The 19,337-nt window shown below is 26.9% G+C and carries 24 protein-coding genes; 5 read left to right on the top strand and 19 right to left on the bottom strand.

Annotation, left to right across the window (positions count from 1 at the left end):
* Positions 1-1,228: 1,228 nt before the first annotated feature.
* The 4 genes from BP997_RS02675 to BP997_RS02660 all read left to right on the top strand — a co-directional run bounded on the left by BP997_RS02675 (position 1,229) and on the right by BP997_RS02660 (position 4,335).
* On the top strand, positions 1,229-2,227 hold the full coding sequence (locus tag BP997_RS02675) for a hypothetical protein (protein WP_413824782.1): 999 nt from the start codon (positions 1,229-1,231) through the stop codon (positions 2,225-2,227).
* 300 nt (positions 2,228-2,527) lie between these two features.
* The gene (locus BP997_RS02670) at positions 2,528-3,625 is read left to right on the top strand and encodes a DNA polymerase subunit beta (protein WP_413827141.1); all 1,098 of its coding nucleotides are present in this window, start codon (positions 2,528-2,530) and stop codon (positions 3,623-3,625) included.
* A 114-nt stretch (positions 3,626-3,739) separates the two neighbouring features.
* Positions 3,740-4,033, top strand: coding sequence for a maltose acetyltransferase domain-containing protein (locus tag BP997_RS02665; RefSeq protein ID WP_413827117.1), 294 nt, complete (start codon positions 3,740-3,742; stop codon positions 4,031-4,033).
* Entirely contained in the window at positions 4,033-4,335 is a 303-nt protein-coding gene (locus BP997_RS02660; protein WP_413828776.1) for a hypothetical protein, read from the top strand. The genes BP997_RS02665 and BP997_RS02660 overlap by 1 nt, the downstream gene beginning before the upstream one ends.
* A gap of 263 nt (positions 4,336-4,598) precedes the next feature.
* Here the strand turns inward: BP997_RS02660 and BP997_RS02655 are convergent, their stop codons facing one another.
* The 19 genes from BP997_RS02655 to BP997_RS02565 all read right to left on the bottom strand — a co-directional run bounded on the left by BP997_RS02655 (position 4,599) and on the right by BP997_RS02565 (position 16,851).
* The gene (locus BP997_RS02655) at positions 4,599-5,255 is read right to left on the bottom strand and encodes a DUF5612 domain-containing protein (RefSeq protein ID WP_413828774.1); all 657 of its coding nucleotides are present in this window, start codon (positions 5,253-5,255) and stop codon (positions 4,599-4,601) included.
* Between the two features lie 93 nt (positions 5,256-5,348).
* Positions 5,349-5,630, bottom strand: a complete 282-nt coding sequence (locus BP997_RS02650; RefSeq protein WP_413824775.1) for an energy-converting hydrogenase B subunit P — start codon at positions 5,628-5,630, stop codon at positions 5,349-5,351.
* A gap of 29 nt (positions 5,631-5,659) precedes the next feature.
* A complete protein-coding gene (locus tag BP997_RS02645; protein WP_413827110.1) occupies positions 5,660-6,658 on the bottom strand; it encodes a respiratory chain complex I subunit 1 family protein in 999 nt (332 codons plus the stop codon).
* A 4-nt stretch (positions 6,659-6,662) separates the two neighbouring features.
* On the bottom strand, positions 6,663-7,823 hold the full coding sequence (locus BP997_RS02640; RefSeq protein ID WP_413824770.1) for a nickel-dependent hydrogenase large subunit: 1,161 nt from the start codon (positions 7,821-7,823) through the stop codon (positions 6,663-6,665).
* Positions 7,824-7,900: 77 nt separating this feature from the next.
* Positions 7,901-8,347, bottom strand: a complete 447-nt coding sequence (locus BP997_RS02635) for an NADH-quinone oxidoreductase subunit B family protein (RefSeq protein WP_413824768.1) — start codon at positions 8,345-8,347, stop codon at positions 7,901-7,903.
* Positions 8,344-8,862, bottom strand: coding sequence for a 4Fe-4S binding protein (locus tag BP997_RS02630; protein WP_413824765.1), 519 nt, complete (start codon positions 8,860-8,862; stop codon positions 8,344-8,346). Before BP997_RS02630 ends, BP997_RS02635 begins: the two co-directional genes overlap by 4 nt.
* Before the next feature lie 22 nt (positions 8,863-8,884).
* Positions 8,885-10,258, bottom strand: a complete 1,374-nt coding sequence (locus BP997_RS02625) for a 4Fe-4S binding protein (protein ID WP_413827104.1) — start codon at positions 10,256-10,258, stop codon at positions 8,885-8,887.
* 138 nt (positions 10,259-10,396) lie between these two features.
* The gene (locus BP997_RS02620; protein ID WP_413824760.1) at positions 10,397-10,657 is read right to left on the bottom strand and encodes an energy-converting hydrogenase B subunit J; all 261 of its coding nucleotides are present in this window, start codon (positions 10,655-10,657) and stop codon (positions 10,397-10,399) included.
* Entirely contained in the window at positions 10,654-11,136 is a 483-nt protein-coding gene (locus tag BP997_RS02615) for an MnhB domain-containing protein (RefSeq protein ID WP_413827102.1), read from the bottom strand. The genes BP997_RS02620 and BP997_RS02615 overlap by 4 nt, the downstream gene beginning before the upstream one ends.
* Positions 11,133-11,411 carry an EhbH gene (locus BP997_RS02610; protein WP_409198398.1) on the bottom strand — a complete coding sequence of 93 codons (279 nt, stop codon included), beginning with the start codon at positions 11,409-11,411 and terminating at the stop codon, positions 11,133-11,135. The genes BP997_RS02615 and BP997_RS02610 overlap by 4 nt, the downstream gene beginning before the upstream one ends.
* Positions 11,404-11,739, bottom strand: a complete 336-nt coding sequence (locus tag BP997_RS02605; protein WP_413824756.1) for an energy-converting hydrogenase B subunit G EhbG — start codon at positions 11,737-11,739, stop codon at positions 11,404-11,406. The genes BP997_RS02610 and BP997_RS02605 overlap by 8 nt, the downstream gene beginning before the upstream one ends.
* A gap of 1 nt (position 11,740) precedes the next feature.
* Positions 11,741-13,234 (bottom strand): energy conserving hydrogenase EhbF, encoded by a 1,494-nt coding sequence (gene ehbF / locus BP997_RS02600; RefSeq protein WP_413828772.1) that lies wholly within the window; start codon positions 13,232-13,234, stop codon positions 11,741-11,743.
* Entirely contained in the window at positions 13,227-13,595 is a 369-nt protein-coding gene (locus BP997_RS02595) for a cation:proton antiporter subunit C (RefSeq protein WP_409199056.1), read from the bottom strand. The genes ehbF and BP997_RS02595 overlap by 8 nt, the downstream gene beginning before the upstream one ends.
* A gap of 2 nt (positions 13,596-13,597) precedes the next feature.
* Positions 13,598-13,831: a DUF4040 domain-containing protein gene (locus tag BP997_RS02590; protein ID WP_409198395.1), complete on the bottom strand. Its 234-nt coding sequence runs from the start codon at positions 13,829-13,831 to the stop codon at positions 13,598-13,600.
* A gap of 2 nt (positions 13,832-13,833) precedes the next feature.
* Positions 13,834-14,277 carry a cation:proton antiporter gene (locus tag BP997_RS02585; protein ID WP_413828770.1) on the bottom strand — a complete coding sequence of 148 codons (444 nt, stop codon included), beginning with the start codon at positions 14,275-14,277 and terminating at the stop codon, positions 13,834-13,836.
* Positions 14,278-14,279: 2 nt separating this feature from the next.
* Positions 14,280-14,540, bottom strand: coding sequence for a monovalent cation/H+ antiporter complex subunit F (locus tag BP997_RS02580; protein WP_413824747.1), 261 nt, complete (start codon positions 14,538-14,540; stop codon positions 14,280-14,282).
* Between the two features lie 103 nt (positions 14,541-14,643).
* Entirely contained in the window at positions 14,644-14,958 is a 315-nt protein-coding gene (locus tag BP997_RS02575; RefSeq protein WP_409198392.1) for a monovalent cation/H+ antiporter subunit E, read from the bottom strand.
* 313 nt (positions 14,959-15,271) lie between these two features.
* On the bottom strand, positions 15,272-15,820 hold the full coding sequence (locus BP997_RS02570) for a metal-dependent hydrolase (protein ID WP_413824744.1): 549 nt from the start codon (positions 15,818-15,820) through the stop codon (positions 15,272-15,274).
* 239 nt (positions 15,821-16,059) lie between these two features.
* The gene (locus tag BP997_RS02565) at positions 16,060-16,851 is read right to left on the bottom strand and encodes a succinylglutamate desuccinylase/aspartoacylase domain-containing protein (protein ID WP_413824741.1); all 792 of its coding nucleotides are present in this window, start codon (positions 16,849-16,851) and stop codon (positions 16,060-16,062) included.
* A gap of 199 nt (positions 16,852-17,050) precedes the next feature.
* On the opposite strand from BP997_RS02565, the gene BP997_RS02560 reads away from it, so the two are divergent.
* Positions 17,051-19,069, top strand: coding sequence for an IGHMBP2 family helicase (locus BP997_RS02560; protein WP_413824739.1), 2,019 nt, complete (start codon positions 17,051-17,053; stop codon positions 19,067-19,069).
* Positions 19,070-19,337: the final 268 nt, after the last annotated feature.

The following is a 19,337-nucleotide window of genomic DNA, read 5'->3' as shown; positions in this document are numbered from 1 at the left end:
ATAATAAATTCTGTTCTATAAAGTATAATAATTTATACTTTAAGAAAATGTACTTTTTTAGAACAATACATAAGTTATTTCCAATTTTTATCCGAAATAAAAAATCATTAAAAAAAGGATAGGAACAATTTGAAAATAGTACAAGATCATTTAAGATATATTGAAAACCAATATTAATTAAATTTTAATTTAAAAGAGCTAACTATTAAAAATTAAGATTTTACAAAGATTAATTAAATTTAATAATTTAGCTTAAATTGGAATAATTAAAAAAATGTATTTAACATGATTATTCATGTACAATTTTGCTTAGCTTAAAAATCTTAATAACTAATAAAAAAAACAATTTTCCACTCTTTTAGACCCCAATCCAACAATAATCTTTAGAATATATTAAAAAATTTAATATTGAAAAACAAATTAAAATGACTTACAAAAGTATAAAAGAATTTAATTTGATAGAATGCCCACCAATGAATCCAAATTAAAAAAGGATAAGATTAGTATATTTCATTATAAAAACATGAGAAATCATTATAATATAATTAAAAAAGGATAAATTAATAAGATTTAAACCATTACCTTATAAATAATTGATATTTACTATAATAGAGTCACAAAGCATCTAATAAATTTTCAATAAAATTTAGTAAATCAAAAAAAATTTTAAGTAAAATATAGTTAAAAAAGTTAATTTAATTAAGTTTTCACCAATTATAAATGTTTTAAGTAAAATAACACCAATTAATACTTAATTTTTAAAAACAAAGGTTTATAAGTAAAAAATATTAATGGATTAGTTAAGCGCACTATGCGAATTATGTTCTCATAAATATTTTCATTCACACCAAACTTGGAAAATTTAAAAAAATATCTGTGAATACAAAATTAAAATATTTCATTATAATAAAAAAAAGATTCTTGGAAAAAAAAATAAAAAATAAGAAAACTTTTTTCCTATTTCATTTAATAAAGAAATGAGATCCTTAATCATTTTTTATTTTAGAACATTTGATTCAATATTTAGTGACAAAATTGAGGTGAAAAAATTTCGTTACAAAAAAAAGCATTAATCATAGCAAGCCTATGCCTATTCTTTATAAGTTTAAGTGCATGTGCAGCCACTAATGTAAGTGATATAAATAATACAAATACAATTTTATCAAATACTGATTCCGGAGATATAAATAGTGAGAATTCAAACATTTCACAAGTATCTTCTGAAAATGTGAAAAATCAAGTAATTAGTAATCAAACTATAGAAAGCAAAACAAACAGTAATGTTCTAAGTCAAACAGCAGATAATGAAAGTAAATTATCAAACACTGTAAATGACACTGTTAAAAAATTAAACATGACCATTTCTTCAAACGGATTAACTACAACTTATGGAAAAGGTGAAAATTTAACTATAACCTTAACCCATGATGATGGTACCCCAATTATTGGACAACATGTTGCAATTAATTTAACAAGATTCTCAGATGGTGCAAGTAAAATTTACTGGGCAACAACTGATATTGAAGGAGTTGCAAGACTTCAAATAAATCTTTACCCTGGAAATTATAGTTCAACTTATAGTTTCTCTGAAATTAATGGAACTAGTCCTATTAAAGTAAAAATACCAATTACTTTATCTGGAAATGATTTAGCCACAACTACTGGAAGTGGTTCAAGTTACACTGTTAATTTAACAGATATGTATGGAAATGCATTAGTAAATCAGATAGTTAACATTACTTTAAGTAAAGGTTCATTAAGTAAAACATATCAAGTTATTACTGATATTAACGGTATTGCTAAATTAGCAATTAACTTAGCAGCTGGAAATTATAATGTTACCTATAGTTTTAATTCTGATCATTATGGTAGTGCAATAAATTCTAATATTATAAATATAGAAGAAACAAATAATAGTGAAACAAGTACTGATAATGAAAGTTCTACTGGAAATTCCAGTGAAGAAGAACTTCCAACAATAACAATTAAAGCTAAACCTTCAGTTGGTCATAGTGGATATGCATATAAATGGTTCATAACAACTTTCGTTAATTATTGTCCTTTATGTCATCATTATAACACATTAACAATTAACCCTAAAGGAGTATACGAAAGCGAACTCACATGTTCTAATTGTGATGCAGATTATGATGGTGTTACTGGAAGAGATAAATCTTACAATCCAAGAGCATATTTAACTACAGTTACAGCACCAATTTTAGCTTAAAAAAAAGTATATATCTATTACATAATATTATTTAATTTATTAAAAAAAACTTAAAAATTTTTTTTAAACCACCAATTAAAATTTTTTTCAAACCATTTTTTTTTTAAATCTTTTTTTCAATTTTTTTTATATAGACATAGTTTATAGTATCCTATATTATTTTAAAAAATTTTTTTTAAATATAATAATTATATTATATTTATATTAATTAGTAAAAATTTTTAACTTACAAGAATTATAAATTAAATATAATATTTAATTAATAATAAAAAAATTTTTGGGGCTTAAATAAAAATGGATATGAAAGTTAGAACAAGAGATTTTATACATACTACAGATGACCTATTTTTTGCTTCAACAAATTATGTGCATCCTACTAACCGTTTTATTAGTTTTTTAAGATACATTCCCGACCCTAATGGTGATCGTGAAAAAAATGGTAAACATTATTCTAAAGTAGATTCTAAAGGAGCATATAGTTTTTTAAAAGAAAATTTTCCAGAATATCTTTTTTATGATGATGTGACTAAAGTTGAAGATATGATGGGAGTGCCATTAGATAAAGTTGCTGAAATTATAAAACCTGAAGAAAGGTTAAGAGAAATTAGAGAAGAATATGTTCCTAAATTTAAAGATAAAGACATTGATTCTTTAAGTGATGAAGAGAAATTATATTATAAATTAATTGATTTATCTGATTTTTTCCATTATGAAGCTGGAATAAGTTATGATAATTTAGGAATTTCTGGTTCAATTTGTCCTAATTTACAAAAAAAAGGTACTTCTGATTTAGATTTTGTTGTGTATGGTCTTGGAAATCATAGAAAAGCTGTTGAAGCTTATAAGAAAAATAAGGATCAAGAAGTTGAAATTCCTGATTTAGGTAAGAAGGTTACTTTAAATAGTATTGGGAATGATTTCTTCCAACGGGTTTTTAAGAAACGTATTAAAGATGATAGTTTAAGTAAAGATGAATTTTGTTGGTATGAGAATCGTAAAAGTAATCGTGGAGTTATTGATGGTACTTTATTCGATATTTTAGCTACTCGTAATTATGATGAAATTAGTGGTTATTATGGAGATACGGTTTTTGAACCATTAGGAAAATCTACTATTACTTGTACTATTACTAATGCTTTAGAATCTTTTGATAATCCTGCAGTTTATGATATTGATAATGTTGAACTTATTGATGGTGTTGATGTTAATATTATTGGTTTAGCTAGTTTCACCCATACTTATGCTGGTGAAGTTTTAGAAGGTGAAAAGGTTATTGCTCGTGGAAAAGTTGAAAAGGTTTCAACTGAGGGTGAGAACTCTTGGTATCGTATTGTTGTAGGTACAACTAGAGAAGCTTTAGATGAATTTATTAAGTTAGAAAAGAGTCCTGTTGAATAAAAATTTTTTATTTTACTATTTTTTTTATATTTTTTTAACAATACAAACCTATTTTTTTTAGCTAATTATATAAAAGTATTAAGATGTTTTTGAAAGGAAATTTTTGTGATTTTTATGAAAGATAAAGAAACACTAGCAGGAAAATTATATTATCCTAGAACTCCGGACTTAGGGGAAATTAGACATAGAACTCATAGCTTATGTCAAGAATACAATTCCTTAGATGATCAGGATGATAGAAGATATGAAATTTTAGAAGAAATTTTAGGTTCTGTTGGAGAAGATTTTTATATGCAGGGACCTATCCAATTCAATTATGGGAAAAACATATTTATTGGAGATAATTTCTATGCTAATTTTAATTTAACAATCTTAGATGATGGGGAAGTAAATATTGGAGATAAGTAATGATAGCTCCTAATGTTAGTTTACTTGCTGGTAGTCATCCCCTTCTATCTTCTGAGAGAATGTTTGAAAAAGATGGAAAAATTGTTAATTTAGAGTATGGTACTAAAATTAATATTGGAGATAATGTATGGATTGGTGGGAATACTACTGTTGTAGGTGATGTTACTATTGGAGAGGGTGCTGTTATTGGTGCTGGAAGTGTTGTAATTAAAGATATTCCTCCAAATTGTGTGGCGTTTGGTAATCCTTGTAAATTTTATCGAGAAATTACAGAAAAAGATTCTGTGAAAAAATTTTTATAAGTTATTTTTATGCTTGATGTAGGGTACGCTGATATTTATTAAGAATTATAGTTTAGTGCTTATAGAATTTTAAAGATAAGTTTAATAAAAATAGTAGTTAATTATATTGTGAGTATTTTAATTTATGGTTTATTGTTTTTAATGAAAAGAAAAATTGAATGAAAAACTCGTTTGAAATGAAAAATTTAAAAAAAATTAGAACTTACTACTAATTAATTTATCAAAATCAAAAACAGTACAAAAATGAAAAATTTAAAAAAAAATTAGAACTTTTTATTATCTAATTTATCAACATCAAACACGGCAGTATTAGCAACAGCCATAACAGCCATAACCCCCGCTTGTATAGGGTCAGTTACAATTAAATCAGCTTCTTTAGCAGCACTCCCTGGCATATTAAGGCTAATAACTAACAAACCAAACTCTTTCTTAACCCTACGAACGGCCTTAGTTATTTCACCACCCATCAAAGAACCAGCTAAAACTAAAGCATTAACCCTAGGAGTAATAGATAAAGCATCTACCGCTTCAGAAATATTATCTTCACCAACTAAAGGAATAGTATCCACACTAATTCTTTCACCACGAATATTATGACGATCCGCTTCAGTAATAGCACCTAAAGCAACTTGAGAAACTTGAGCACCCCCACCAAAAATTAAAATACGTTTACCATAAACATCCATCAAGGATCCTCTTACTTCAACCTTTTTAACTAAAGGAGAATTATTTAAATCATCAAGTAATTCATCAACATCCTCAACATTTTCCAATTCCACATTAATAGAACCATAATCATTTTTCTCAATATAAATATGAGCATATGAAATATTCAGATTATGTGAAGAAAAAATTTCAGTAATATCGTCAAGAACACCTTTTTTTTCTAAAGTTTGAATACTTAAAGCTAAATCTGTCATTTTAAATCACTAGCATATAAAAATAATATAAAAAATAATATGTAATTCATTATATAAAAAAATATAAAATAAAAAAGAAAGGAAAAAAATTATTTAAATTAACTCAACGTCAATATCCACTTTTTCCATAAACTTGTCTAAATCAGCATGTGCCTTTTTAAACATAGCCAAATAATTATCTTCATCCCTAACAGGAATAACTTCTAAACCTAAAGCCCTATGTTCATCAATCCAACTTTCCTCTAAAACAGGGACCTCAATTTTAATAGGTTCAGCAGTTTTATTAACAATTATAAGATTCCTATAAGGGAAATGTGTTTCAACAATATATCCCCCAAGACTTAACATATGATAAGGTCTCATAACAATTTTCATTCAAAGTCACCTAAATAAAATAATAAATATTAAAACATTCCTACAACAATAGCTAAAACTCCAAGTAAAGAGCTAGCAATAACAACTGGATAAAATTGTCTAAAAGTAAATACTGGAGAGAATGCACTTAAAATCCCAACAATAACAGGGAAAATAAAAGCAACCACAATATTAACAAGAATACCCCAAGATAAAATATTAGGTGTAATACCTAAAAATAATACACAAAAAATACTAGCTAGAGCAAACATTAAAAATCCTTTAGTTAAATAAATAAAAGCTCTTGAATCAGCAGCAAATTCCATATACGGTCCTTGAATAACATCAGCTTCAGCATGAACAATATTAAAAGGATACTCATTTAATAAGATAATATAACCAATCAAGAAGACTATAGCACCAATAAAACCTGGAACAGTAAATAAGAATGGGCCAGAAATTTGTTGCATAGTCACTATATCATTAAGATAAATACTACCAGATAAAACTACTGGAACAAATAAGGATAAATACAATGGAAAAGAACCAAAAGCAATCATTCTTAAAGATCTATTAGAACTTATATCTTCTAAAAAACTTACATTAGTATCAGTTCTAGCTCCACCTTTAGCATGATCTGGGAAAGGCATATTACCAGACATAACAGACTTAGACAAAGAACCCATTAAAACATAACAAATTTCATCAATCTTTAAAAATCCAACAATAGCAATCAAACTAGCAAAAGCTAAAAATTGATAATTTTGTGGAGTTAAAGTTAAAAACAATAAAAACACTGCAATGAAACAAACAATTGGTAAAGCCTTATATAAACTAGGAACCGGTGAATTAATTTTCAAATTTTTCTTAAAAAAGAATTTAATAGTTGAAAATAAACCTGGACTAGCAAAATTTGGCCCAATTCTTTGCTGAATTCTAGCTTGAACATACTTTCTTTCAAAACCAGGAAGAAGAGTCCCTACAAACACAGCAACAACCAAAGTACCTAACACTGCTAAAATTGAATATATAATTGGAATGAATGACATTTTCCTATTTCCTCATCATTTTTTTATCATTTTTATCAAGTTGAATAATTTCTACAGCACGATCAGTACAAGTGAAACATGGATCACATTGAACTATACATAATTGACCATCAGTAATAGAATCACCAATACATGCATATTGCATAGCACCAATATTAGCTAAACTAGGAGTTCTAATTAAACAACTTCTAATTCTCCCATCTTCAATTGCAAAAGAATCATATAAATCTCCACGTGGAACTTCAATATGAGATTCAATAATATCACAATCAAACATTTCCCAAGACCTATTAGAAATAGGACCAGAAGGAAGATTTTTAACAGCTTGACGAATAATTTTAATAGATTCAAAAGACTCTAAAACTCTCATTAAAAGATTAGATTTAACATCACCATCAGGTTGAGTTATAAGATCATAATCAAAATTCTCATACTCATACATACCAGTTCTTAAATCAGATTTAACACCAGTAGCCCTAAGAGTTGGTCCAGAAACTGCAAGTTTAATAGCTTGCTCTTGAGGAAGAACACCAACACCAGTGATTCTTGACATAACCATAGTATCATGAAGGAATCTATCAGCAAAATTTGTGAGAGCTTCTTCTGTTTTATTCATCCCATCAATCAATCTTTGTATACGATTATCATCAAGTTCACATCTAGGTCTCACACCACCTATAATAGCACAACCATACTGAACACGATTTCCACCAATCATGCTTAAAAGTTCCATAATAGTTTCTCTCATATAGAAAACTCTCATAGAAAAGGTTTCATGACCTAAAACTTCACAACCATGAGCAAGATAAAGGAAGTGACTATGTAATCTTTCTAATTCCCCCATAATAACTCTAATATAAACTGCCCTATCTGGAACATCAACTTCTAATCCCTTCTCAGCAGTTCTAACAGAATTCCAGACATGTGAATTAGAACAAATTCCACAAATTTTTTCAGTAAGAGCATTAGCTTTTTCTACAGGAAGACCTTCCATAATACGTTCAACACCACGATGATTAACACCAACAGTTATTTCAGCATCTTTAATAATTTCATCTTCCACAAAAAATCTAACTCTATAAGGTTCTAAAGCAGCAGGATGAACTGTACCCATTTGGATTTCAGTTTCTATTACTTCCTCCTTTTTAGCTCTTTTCTCTTCCATTATCTCACACCTTATTTTTAAATCATCTTAAATTTTTGAATTATTAAAATTTTTATAAACATTAATCTTATTTTTTTTTAATCAGCATCTAACAATTGAGGTAGAACTGACACCACTCCTGCAATAACATCTTGAGGTCTGCAGGCACAACCTGGAACTTTAGCATCTACAGGAATTATATTTTCAACTGGACCATCAATTTCTTCAGAAGGAATATCACCATGAATATTTTTATAAACTCCACCCATCAATGCACAACTACCTGCAGCTACAACAAGTTTAGGTTCAGGAACTGCAGCATAAATTTCTTCTAAAGGTTTCCTATTATGATGTGTAACAGGACCTGTAACTACTAATATATCAGCTTCACGAGGATTCCAAGTTAAAAATACATTATACTGTTCTAAATCAAATCTTGGTGATAAAACACAATTCACAATTTCAATATCACAACCATTACATCCACCAGTATAACATAACATCAAATGAATAGATTTTGATCGTGAAAAAGATTTAAGACTCATTCTATCTCCTCTTTATCCTCTTTTTTAGAATTATTATTTTTAAGATTATCTAATACAGACTTATCAGACATGTATTGTGCTATAAATGCAAGTTTATCTGCTGGAATTTTAAAAGGTTCTTTAATAAGATTTTCAACATCAATAACATTTTCACCAACATTATTAGGGTGTATAGCACCAGCTTCCCCATATAAGGCATATACTGGACAAAAATCATGACACCAATAACAAACAACACATTTTTCTTGATTTAATTCTGGAACTTCAGTAACAATCCATCCTTCAGCTAACTTAACAGGTTCTTTTAATGGTTTCATAGTTATAGCATCAGTTGGACAAACATTTGCACAACCACCACATCCAATACAAGCTTTAGATACTTTTTCTGTAGGTTTTACTTCACCATTTAGGATAGCATTTCTCATATCCATATCAGTTACTCTATCTGAAGCAAAAAGTATTTTCTTTATATTTCCGTAAGCTCCTTCTAAGAATACTTTAAGTAAATCTTTCATTTAAACTCCACCTAGTACTGGACTATTTAGCATCCTTGAATTTTCTTTCAAAGAGGAAAGCATTTGATGGGCAAACATGCATACATGCCCCACAATAAATACAATCATCATCTTTAACAACTAAATGACCATCTTTTTCTATAATAGCATCTTCAGGACAAATATCTTGACACAAACCACAATTAATACATAATTGTTGATCAATCATATTGAATCCATCAGCTATTTCTTTTTTAACTGTTGTTCGCTTAGGAATAGCATCTTTTGGACAATGAATTCCACAAGTTTCACACATTATACATTTATCTAAATCAACTTCAATAGTTCCTCTTTTTAAGGTAATCGCATCTTTTGGACATACTTCAACACATATTCCACAAGAAATACAATCTTCTGAAACCTTACCATCCCATTCTATAACTGAAGCTTTACGTGCATCATTTTGACAAACTTCAACACACTTTCCACAAGACACACAATATCCTTCTAGTTTATAATCACTTGTCTCATGTAAAGATGAAACTGGACAATCAGCTATCATTAACTGATGATTTTCAACTGATGAATCAGATAAAACATCTAATGATGGATCATATCTTAAATTTCCATCAACCTTTTTCAAGGAACCATTTTCATTATTATCAGCACATAAACCACAATTTAAACATGAAATAATAGAACCATTAATTTTTTGATTCAATTTAATAATATTAACTTTAAAATCATCTATACTAATTGAATTACTTGGACAATTATTTAAACAATTTAAACACAAAGTACAGATAGATGAATCAACAATACCATTTTTAATAGCCCCTGTAGGACAAACATCTTCACAAACCTTACATTCTGTACATATACCTTGTTGTTGTACTGTAACATTTATAGCATTTGTTGGACAGTAATATTCACATCTACCACATAAAGTACATTTATCATAATCAGTATCCATACAAATTCTAGAAGCAAATTCTTTATCACTTTTATTAGATTGAATAGGTACATTAACATCAGAAACATTAGGCATTGCTAATTTTAAAGAATTTAAAAAACTTAAACGGTTTTCATCAATTAAATTAGATGCATCAATTCTTGATTCACAAACATCCCCACATAAACCGCACATTGAACAAATACCTTTAACAACACCATCTTCAATATGTATACTTTCAACAGGACAAGAATATTCACATATTCCGCAACCATTACATTTAGCCCTATCTACAACATAACCCCCATAACTATTTTTGAAAATAGCATTATTAGGGCAGACATCATGACATGTCCCACATGTAATACAGCTAAAAGCATTTCCTTTAATTAACCTAATAGCTTCTGTCGGGCACTTTTTAATACACTCTGCTCGACTTTCACATTTATTAGTTGTTACATACATGATTTTTACTTCCAATCTAATTTTATTTTTTTTAAAACTTTTCTTTTTATAAATTTTATTATTATAATATTTGAAATTATTTTTTTTATAAAATCAAAAATCCTTTTCTTGATAATATAAAAATAATCAACTTTTTTTTTAACTATTTTCTTTAGATCTCCCAAATAGGAATTTACCTAATATAAGACCTATAAATGCTGATACGAATCCAGTTGCAACAGGAAAATCAGAATAATATGGGAAATTTCCTAATTGCCATGCCATTAATATAGCAACAATGAATAATAAGAGAATAGATCCTCCAGTTAATCCAATATTAACTTTAGCATCAGTTCTAATTCTAGAACCTATTACTAAACCGATTATTAATCCAAATAAAATTGGTCCTATAACTATCATTCTTCATCCCCTTCTTCTTCAAAACTTTTAAATTGATAAAATGCAATTGCAATAGCAGATAAACCAACCATAACTTTTAAACCAACAACAATATTTAAGTATGGGATGATTCCAGCATTAGTCACATCAGGATAATGGAAAATAGTTTGTACGAGATTTGGAACAAGATTATAAGCATCAAAACCAATATTATACAAGAATGAACCTGCAAATATTAAACCTACTAATCCTAAACCAATATATGCTAAAGCTCCAAAACTTTCAACTGCTGAAACAAAATTATGAGAGAAATCTATAGGGATTCTATCATAACCATAAACAAAGAGACTTAAAATAACTCCCCCAGCAATCATAGCTCCACCTTGGAAACCACCACCCGGTGTAATATGTCCACCTAAAATAGTGTTTACTCCTAAACATATTGTGAAGATTGAAATTGGAAAAGCTAGTAATTTTAATACTGTACTTCCTTCACTCATTGTTCATCACCTTTTAATTTTCCTCTTCCAAATATTAATAAGACAATTAAAACAGCTGAAACAAGAATTAATGCTTCACCTAAAGTATCATAACCTCTCCAATCAAATACTATATTAGTAACCATGTTTGGAGCGATATTAGGACCTAAAGCATTGTAAATTAAACTGATTCCTGGAGCAATGATACTTTTTAAATTAAATAAAGCATCAAATAAAGTTACACCAAATAAAGCAGTAACAATTGCTAATATTAATTCTTTAATATTATCATACATAGCCTACACCCCAATAAATAAGACAAACCACAATTCCTAATGTTAAAATAACATAAAACAGCATTGTATCCAATGAATTATTTTCTTCCTTAATAACTTTAGGGATTAAAGGTAAATTAGTAACTAATGCAACAGCTAAAATTAAAACAATAACCATTGAAATAAGTAAATTTACACGAGTAAGTAATAATGCTGCAAGTAAAGTTACTGATATAACAGTTAATTCTCCTGCAGTAGCTCCTGAAACATTATCACTAGTTAAAGGATCTTTCTTAATTTTTCCTTTAACTTCCTTAAGAGAATCTAATAATAAATCATAAAATGCCATCTTATATCAAGCCCCCTAAATATTGTCCAAAGCTATATGTTATTAAATTAGGATCAAGACCTATTACAAGACATATTATTAATAATATAGCTATAGACACTATTGCTAAACTTGGAACTTCTTTATGAACAAAACTTAAATCTTTAGGTTTAGGTTTTAAATAAATTGAATGGAATGCTTTAACAAATGTCATAAAGACCACTATACTAACTAAAACAATTATAATAGCTATTTCTGGGAATCCTGCATTTAATGCAGATTGAACTAACATTAATTTAGATTGGAATCCGTTAAATGGAGGAACACCAGCTAATGCTAAACCTCCAAGTAATATCATTATACTAACTTTAGGGTTTAATGAAATTAATCCTCCTAATTTACGAGTATCAGATGTACCAGTTAAGTAATAAACTATACCAAATCCAATAAATAATAAGGAAGTAATCACTATATCATTAAAAGCTTGGAAAAGCCCTGCAGTCATAGATAATTTAGTTCCTATACCAAATCCAATAGCAATAAAACCTAATTCACCTACTGCTAAAAACCCTAACATTTTTCTATAATCTGTTTGAACAACTGCCATGGATACACCTAGCACCATAGCAAGTAGAGAGAATAACATTATAGTTATTTTATATACAGATAAATATCCAAATATTCTAAACATTACTAATCCGAATGCAACCATTGTTAATACTGAAAAAGTTGTAAGTATTGCTGATGATTCTGGAGTACCTTTACTGTATATTAATGATTTTATTGTGTTGAATGGAGGTAATCCAGATGCATATAACCAACCGAAAAAGATCATAGCAAAACCAATTATTAATGCTGGAGAGTAAGGATTTACATAACCAGTGTGAATTGCATAAACAATATCTGTTATGTTTACACTACCAATTACACCTAAAACAAATCCTATACCTAAAAGTAGTATAGGTCCTCCAATTGATCCTAAAATCATATATTTTAATGCAGTTTCCGTACTGCCTTCAGTGTTTGAGGATAGTATAATACCTGTTTGTGTTAATGCTGCTATTTCAAAAAATATGTACATATTAAAAATATCATCACTTAATAACATTGCACTTACTGCAGCTGTCCCCATAAATATTAGGAATAAGTAAGGTCCAGATACTTTTTTATATTTATTGAAATATGTGAATAAAGCTAAGAAGATTACAATTCCAAGAATGAAAATGAATATTTTTTCTAAACCTGCTAAACTATATGTAATAGCTGGATGGAAAAGAATGACCCGTGAACTAAGTAAACTTGCAGGTAAAGATTCTAACAATGAGGGATTAAATGTTAATGGTGCATGACCTCCAAAGAAATGTAAACCATTTGAAGCAACTAAAGCTATTATTGGAATTATAATTGCAACTATTAAAGCCATTATTCGGGATATTCTATTTTTTCCATGAAGTAAATTTAATAATAAAGCACAAATTAATGGTATTATTACTATTAAAGGAATTAATTCATTCATGATCTTCACCTAACATAGCTTTTGTACTTAAAGTGTGATGCTTTTTATATAATACCATAACTAATGCAAGCATTACAGCTAATGTACTTGCCCCAATAACAATACTTGTTAAAACTAAAGCTTGAGGTAAAGGATAAGCAGAATTTGCATAGAATGAACTTTTAGTCATTCCAGGTAAGAAAATTGGAACTATTCCACCTAATTTATAACCTAAAGCAACTAGGAATAGGTTGACTCCCTCTTCTATAAAACTTAAACCTATAATCTTTTTAATTATATTATCTAAGAATATTGCTGCATAAAGACCTATAACGATTAAAGCACCTGAAGTAAATAATGATGCTAATTGAACATCCATAATCATTAGTCATCAGTCCTTTTAGTTTTTTTCACTGCTAATGCTATAAATGCAGGTACAATAGCTGCTCCTACAATAGCTTGGGTTAAAGCAACATCTGGAGCTAATAAAATTTCATATAAGAAAGCTACACATAATCCAGTTATTCCACTAACAACAGCTGCTTTGAGTAAATCTTTTTGCATTAAGGTAATTATAGCACCTAATACTATGATAACCATTATTACGTACTCAATCATAATTATTCATCCTCAGTAATCTTTAGAGTAGAAATTAAAATTTTATCTTCAGAATCATCAAATTCTTTGAATTCATTCGCATTTTTATAGAAACCTGTTGATTCTATCTCTTCAGTAAAATCTTTTTTATCATCTTTCTTTTCATTACCTTCAACTAAGTTTTTATTATTTTTTTCATCTTCACCATGGAAATATCCATTAGCCATAGCATGTGCTGCAAATGGAGCTAAAATGAAATATAATACTCCTAATAAAGGATCTCCTAAACATATAAAAGCAATTACTGCTGCAATATCAATTACACCCAATATATGGATTCTTGCATAAACTACATTATCCATGTCTTTATCCAATCTTAAAATACCAATACTAACAATAATAGTAATGATAGCTACAATAATGAGCAATATAGATTGTATCAAGTTTAGAATAGATGGTGTAATCATTTTTAATCCCCTCTATTGACAGTTGCAAAAGCTATAGTACCAACTATTCCTAAAAGAACTAAAGCTAAAGCTATATCTCTAAAAAATCCAATCCCATAAATTCCACCTAAACCTACAAGAATAACTGAAACAGAAACTGTTATAGCATCCACTCCAACTATACCCATAGTTGTTGATTTATGAGTAGCCAATCTTAAAGCTGCCAATGTGAAAATACAAAAGGCAATTAATAAGAAAATCTTTGAAATTAGTAATATATCCATCACTATCACATTTTTTTTTACTTAGTTTTAATAATGATTTAAATAAAAATTTTTATTTTATATAAATTTGAAAAAAGAGGATTTTTCCATATAAAATTCTTCTTTATTCTAACATTCCTTTAATATATGGTTCAAATGGAATAATATCCTCTTTTTCTCTTGGACTAATAATAGCTACTTTTAAAACTTGTGCTTCTGAATCTAAATCTACAGTTAAAGTTCCAGGAGTTAAAGTTATACTATTAGCTAATATTGTTTGAGCTACAGGTCTTTTAAGTACTGTTTCAATATTAACTATTATTGGATCATATTCTCCATCTTTTAATGTACGAAGAGTTACATCAAAAACCGCTTTTATTATTTCCCATATTAAAACAAAAAAGTAAGCTATTGCATAATAAATTCTAGTTAAAAACATTGAATTAAAGCTCCATTATCCTCTATTTTTTTTAAACATTTTTATTAAATAATAATATTTTTTTAGAAAAATTAGTATTATAAAAATTTTCCTAATATATTAATACTATTTATCATGATTATTTATTATAAATGTTTCGATAATAAGCTCCAAAAAAAAAGAATTAAAACACTTAAAATCATTAAAATACTAATAAAAAAAGTTTAAAAACATTAATAATAAAAACTTATAAATCAAAAAACTTAAAAAATGATAAAAAATAAGTTAAAACAAGAAAAAAGATTATATAAACGAATTATATTAAACAGTTTTTTTAGAATAATAAATGGCTTAAATTAATCAAATGAGGAATAGATAAAATAATTAACAGAATACTTAAAGTAATACCAAATTTTTTATAAACTTTACGATTACTAAAAGGCCTAAATAATCTTATTCCAGAAGCAGAAAAGGAATCTAATATTAAATGACTTAAAAATCCTAAAATTAAAGAAATAAAAATCAAAACATTACTAATCTTAGTACATGGAATAAATAATAAACCTAAAATCAATAAAGCTAAAAAAAATGGTAAAACCCTTTTATTTAAAACAAAAACACTTAATAAAATAATCATTAAAACTAAAGCTAATTTAAAAGTAATATAATTTGAAAACATACTGAAATAAATAATAAAATTCATCCCACAAATAACAATAGAAGATATAAGTATAGATAAAACTAATATTCCAAAAATAGAATGTGTAAATCCTCTATGACTTGATAAAAGAAATATTAAACTTAATAAAATTAAAATTAACCCAATATAATAAGGAAAATCAAAAGCATACATTACAATAGTTAATATTAAACCAATTAACATTAAATAAAAGACATTTTTTCTTTTAAAATCATGATCAAAATCTGAAAAGTTAGCACCTAAAATTACTAAAGCTATAGCTAATGGGTTTTGAAAATATAATAAAGAAAGTACTAATCCAAATAATGTATGAGCTTTATATGAAGAAATAATTTATCACCTTTTTATAAGTGAATTTTACTATTATTATATAAATAACAATTATGTAAGCATTTGAAAAATAATTAAAAATAGAATTACTTTTAAAGAATATTACAATATTTTAAAAAACTAATCATCTGATTTAAAGATCTCTTTGTAGAACCTAAACTAAGATAACCTATAGTAGATATTACTTCACAAGTAACAGCCGGAATACCTATTAAATTACATTCATCTTCAATAGCACCTTTAAACATAGCCCCTGCATTATTATAATTAATTATAGAAGAATTAGTATCTTCACTAATAAATGAAGCTATATCAAAACTTTTAGGAGAAGGTTTAATTGTGCAAAAAACACCCTCTTTACCAGGATTAGCATTAGGAGCAGTAGAATGGAAATCTGCAACATAACTAATTCCTAAATCTTTAATCTTATCAATTATTAAATTACCTAAAGATCCTTTAATCATACTAGTCCGGTTAATATCTTGACCATTATAATTTCTAATATTATACATTGTTGCTTCAGGTGCTGCGAATGGAATAATATAAACTGTTCCATTTAAATTAAGATTCCGCAATTTATTAACCAACATTAAAGCAGCATTTTGAGGAGGCAATTCATTACCATGAACTCCTGCAAGAATCATTACTTTTAAATCTCCATGACCTAATTTAATTAAAGGAGTACCTTTAAGACTTTCATTAAGAATAAATTTAGTTAAGGGAGTATAATCCATGTTTGCAAAAAGATTTTTATTACCTGAAACATAACCTTGAGATTTAGAATATAATGTAGTGATGGAAAAATAATCATTATTAGTAAATAATGATTTTTTAATAGAATCTGAATCATTCCCTAAATTATGTGAAGCTAATGTTTGTTCCATTTTCTTTAAAACCTTCTTTTTAGAATTATTATATAAAATTTAAATTCTTTCATTTACTAAGATAATAAATATAAGTAAAATTATTAAATGAAAATTTATTAAAAATAGTATATAAGATAATCTAAAATAATAATTTTAATAAGAAAAATAATATAGAATAATAGATATAATGAATAAAATTTATAGAAGGTAGAATCTGTTGAAAAAATATATTTCAAATCTCATAGAACTTATAAATAATGAAAGAAAAGCCGAAATAAGTGCAATGAGAAATATGATCAAAAGATTAAAACCTCATCAAAGAGAAAAAAAAGGAATAGCCATAAATCATTTAAAAGGAAAAAATCTAGGAAAAGAACTAGGATATAATATAATTCAATATGGTAGAAAAGAACTTATAGATACTGAAATCAATGTAGGGGACTTAGTATTAATAAGTAAAGGAAACCCCTTAAAAAGTGACTTAACTGGTACAGTAACTGAAAAAGGTGGAAGATTCATTAAAGTAGCATTAAACAATCTCCCACAATGGGCTATAAAAAAACATGTGGATATAAATTTATATGCTAGTGATGTGAATTTTAGAAGAATGGAAGAAAATTTAAAAAATTTAAGTCCATATGGAAAAAAAGCATTAAATTTTTTATTAAAAAAACAAAGCCCTAGTAAAAAGAGTAAAAAAATTAAAATAGAAAATTTTAAAGATAAAAAATTGAATTCTTCACAAAAAGAAGCAATAACTAATGCAATCAATTCAGCAGATTTCTTTTTAATACATGGTCCTTTCGGAACTGGGAAAACAAGAACCTTAAATGAATTAATTTACCAAGAATGGAAAGAAGACCATAAAATATTAGCTACCGGAGAAAGTAATACAAGTGTTGATAATTTACTTGAAGGTTTAACAGAAAAATTAGGTAAAGAAAATCAAGATACTCTAAATTTAACAAGATTAGGCCACCCACAAAGAATTTCAAAAGAGAATATTAAATATTCCTTAGCTTATAAGGTCGAGACCCACCCATTAAATAGTGAAAAAGATAAAATTGAAAAAATTATTAATGAAAAATCTAAGATACGGGACACTTTCACTAAACCAAGCCCACGTTATAGAAGAGGTTTTAGTGATGAAGAGATTATTAAAAATGCTGAAAATAATAAATCTTCAAGAGGTATTAATGCTAAAACCATGAAATCTTTAGCTAATTGGATTTTAATTAACCAAGAAGTTGAAGAATATTATAAGAAGAGTGAATGTTTAGAAGATGAAATTATTAAAGATATTATTAAAAATAGTGATGTGATTTTATCTACTAATTCTAGTGCAGCTTTAGAATATATTGAGGATATTATTTTTGATGTAGCTATTATTGATGAAGCTTCACAAGCTAGCACTCCTAGTGTTTTAATCCCTATAAATAAAGCAAAACGTTTTGTGTTAGCAGGAGATCATAAACAATTACCTCCTACTATTATTAGTAATAAATCTAGAAAGCTTCAAGAAACTTTGTTTGAAAAATTAATTATTTCTTATGATTATAAGTCTTCTCTTCTTAATTGTCAATACCGTATGAATGAAAAATTGATGAGTTTTCCAAATAGTGAATTTTATGATAATAAATTGTTTAGTGATGATTCTGTTAAATCAATTTCTTTAAATGATTTAGATAAGAAGACTTTAGGTTCTAATAATATTTCTAAAAATTTTAATAAGAAATTAAGTGTTAGACTTAATAATATTAATAAGTTTTTTGAAGATGAGAATTATCCATTTTTATTTTTAGATACTTCTTTAATTGAAAGAAATATGGAGATACATTTGAATGATTCTAAATCTGTTCTTAATAAGGTTGAAGCAAATATTATTAATATTATTGTTAGTAATTATTTGGATTTAGGTTATTGTTCTGATGATATTGGTGTTATTAGTCCATATATGGATCAGGTTGAATTTTTAAGGAATATGATTCCTGTTGAAGTTAAAACTGTTGATGGTTTTCAGGGTCGTGAAAAAGAAATTGTTTTAATTTCTACAGTGCGAAGTAATAAGAATAATAATATTGGTTTTTTAGATGATATTAGACGTTTGAATGTTTCTATTACTCGTGCTAAACGTAAATTAATTATTATTGGAGATAGTAGTACTTTGAAGTTTGATAATGTTTATAAAGATTTAATTGATTATTGTAAAGGTAATGATTCTTTTAAAGTTCTTTAATTTTATTATTTTTTTAATTAATAATTTAGGTATACCTAAACTTTATATAGTAAGAAATACAATTTAATAAATATGAGAATAAAAATTTTCACGTTTTTATATCTCACGAAAAAATTCTCTTAATTGATAAAAAAAATATCTTCGCTCAAATAAAAACTAAAAAATTAAAAGGACCCATATAAACATACCATTCTTTTAAATAAAAAAAATAAAATAAATTACCTCCAAAATAAAAGGTATCAATTAAGAGAATCTTTTTCTTCTGCAA

The sequence above is a fragment of the Methanobrevibacter sp. UBA412 genome (genome assembly GCA_002495685.1).
Classification (GTDB): domain Archaea; phylum Methanobacteriota; class Methanobacteria; order Methanobacteriales; family Methanobacteriaceae; genus Methanobrevibacter_A; species Methanobrevibacter_A acididurans.
This window is presented reverse-complemented; position numbering and strand designations above follow the sequence as displayed.

What these genes read in the sequence shown, in the direction of transcription:
- BP997_RS02650 (WP_413824775.1), bottom strand. Translation starts at nt 5,630, where the DNA reads ATGAAAATTGTTATGAGACCTTATCATATGTTAAGTCTTGGGGGATAT.
- BP997_RS02610 (WP_409198398.1), bottom strand. Translation starts at nt 11,411, where the DNA reads ATGTATGATAATATTAAAGAATTAATATTAGCAATTGTTACTGCTTTA.
- BP997_RS02655 (WP_413828774.1), bottom strand. Translation starts at nt 5,255, where the DNA reads ATGACAGATTTAGCTTTAAGTATTCAAACTTTAGAAAAAAAAGGTGTT.
- BP997_RS02670 (WP_413827141.1), top strand. Translation starts at nt 2,528, where the DNA reads ATGAAAGTTAGAACAAGAGATTTTATACATACTACAGATGACCTATTT.
- BP997_RS02630 (WP_413824765.1), bottom strand. Translation starts at nt 8,862, where the DNA reads ATGAAAGATTTACTTAAAGTATTCTTAGAAGGAGCTTACGGAAATATA.
- BP997_RS02635 (WP_413824768.1), bottom strand. Translation starts at nt 8,347, where the DNA reads ATGAGTCTTAAATCTTTTTCACGATCAAAATCTATTCATTTGATGTTA.
- BP997_RS02590 (WP_409198395.1), bottom strand. Translation starts at nt 13,831, where the DNA reads ATGATTGAGTACGTAATAATGGTTATCATAGTATTAGGTGCTATAATT.
- BP997_RS02620 (WP_413824760.1), bottom strand. Translation starts at nt 10,657, where the DNA reads ATGATAGTTATAGGACCAATTTTATTTGGATTAATAATCGGTTTAGTA.
- BP997_RS02575 (WP_409198392.1), bottom strand. Translation starts at nt 14,958, where the DNA reads ATGTTTTTAACTAGAATTTATTATGCAATAGCTTACTTTTTTGTTTTA.
- BP997_RS02585 (WP_413828770.1), bottom strand. Translation starts at nt 14,277, where the DNA reads ATGATTACACCATCTATTCTAAACTTGATACAATCTATATTGCTCATT.
- ehbF (WP_413828772.1), bottom strand. Translation starts at nt 13,234, where the DNA reads ATGAATGAATTAATTCCTTTAATAGTAATAATACCATTAATTTGTGCT.
- BP997_RS02645 (WP_413827110.1), bottom strand. Translation starts at nt 6,658, where the DNA reads ATGTCATTCATTCCAATTATATATTCAATTTTAGCAGTGTTAGGTACT.
- BP997_RS02665 (WP_413827117.1), top strand. Translation starts at nt 3,740, where the DNA reads ATGAAAGATAAAGAAACACTAGCAGGAAAATTATATTATCCTAGAACT.
- BP997_RS02625 (WP_413827104.1), bottom strand. Translation starts at nt 10,258, where the DNA reads ATGTATGTAACAACTAATAAATGTGAAAGTCGAGCAGAGTGTATTAAA.
- BP997_RS02640 (WP_413824770.1), bottom strand. Translation starts at nt 7,823, where the DNA reads ATGGAAGAGAAAAGAGCTAAAAAGGAGGAAGTAATAGAAACTGAAATC.
- BP997_RS02570 (WP_413824744.1), bottom strand. Translation starts at nt 15,820, where the DNA reads ATGTTAATTGGTTTAATATTAACTATTGTAATGTATGCTTTTGATTTT.
- BP997_RS02565 (WP_413824741.1), bottom strand. Translation starts at nt 16,851, where the DNA reads ATGGAACAAACATTAGCTTCACATAATTTAGGGAATGATTCAGATTCT.
- BP997_RS02605 (WP_413824756.1), bottom strand. Translation starts at nt 11,739, where the DNA reads ATGGCATTTTATGATTTATTATTAGATTCTCTTAAGGAAGTTAAAGGA.
- BP997_RS02580 (WP_413824747.1), bottom strand. Translation starts at nt 14,540, where the DNA reads ATGGATATATTACTAATTTCAAAGATTTTCTTATTAATTGCCTTTTGT.
- BP997_RS02660 (WP_413828776.1), top strand. Translation starts at nt 4,033, where the DNA reads ATGATAGCTCCTAATGTTAGTTTACTTGCTGGTAGTCATCCCCTTCTA.
- BP997_RS02615 (WP_413827102.1), bottom strand. Translation starts at nt 11,136, where the DNA reads ATGAGTGAAGGAAGTACAGTATTAAAATTACTAGCTTTTCCAATTTCA.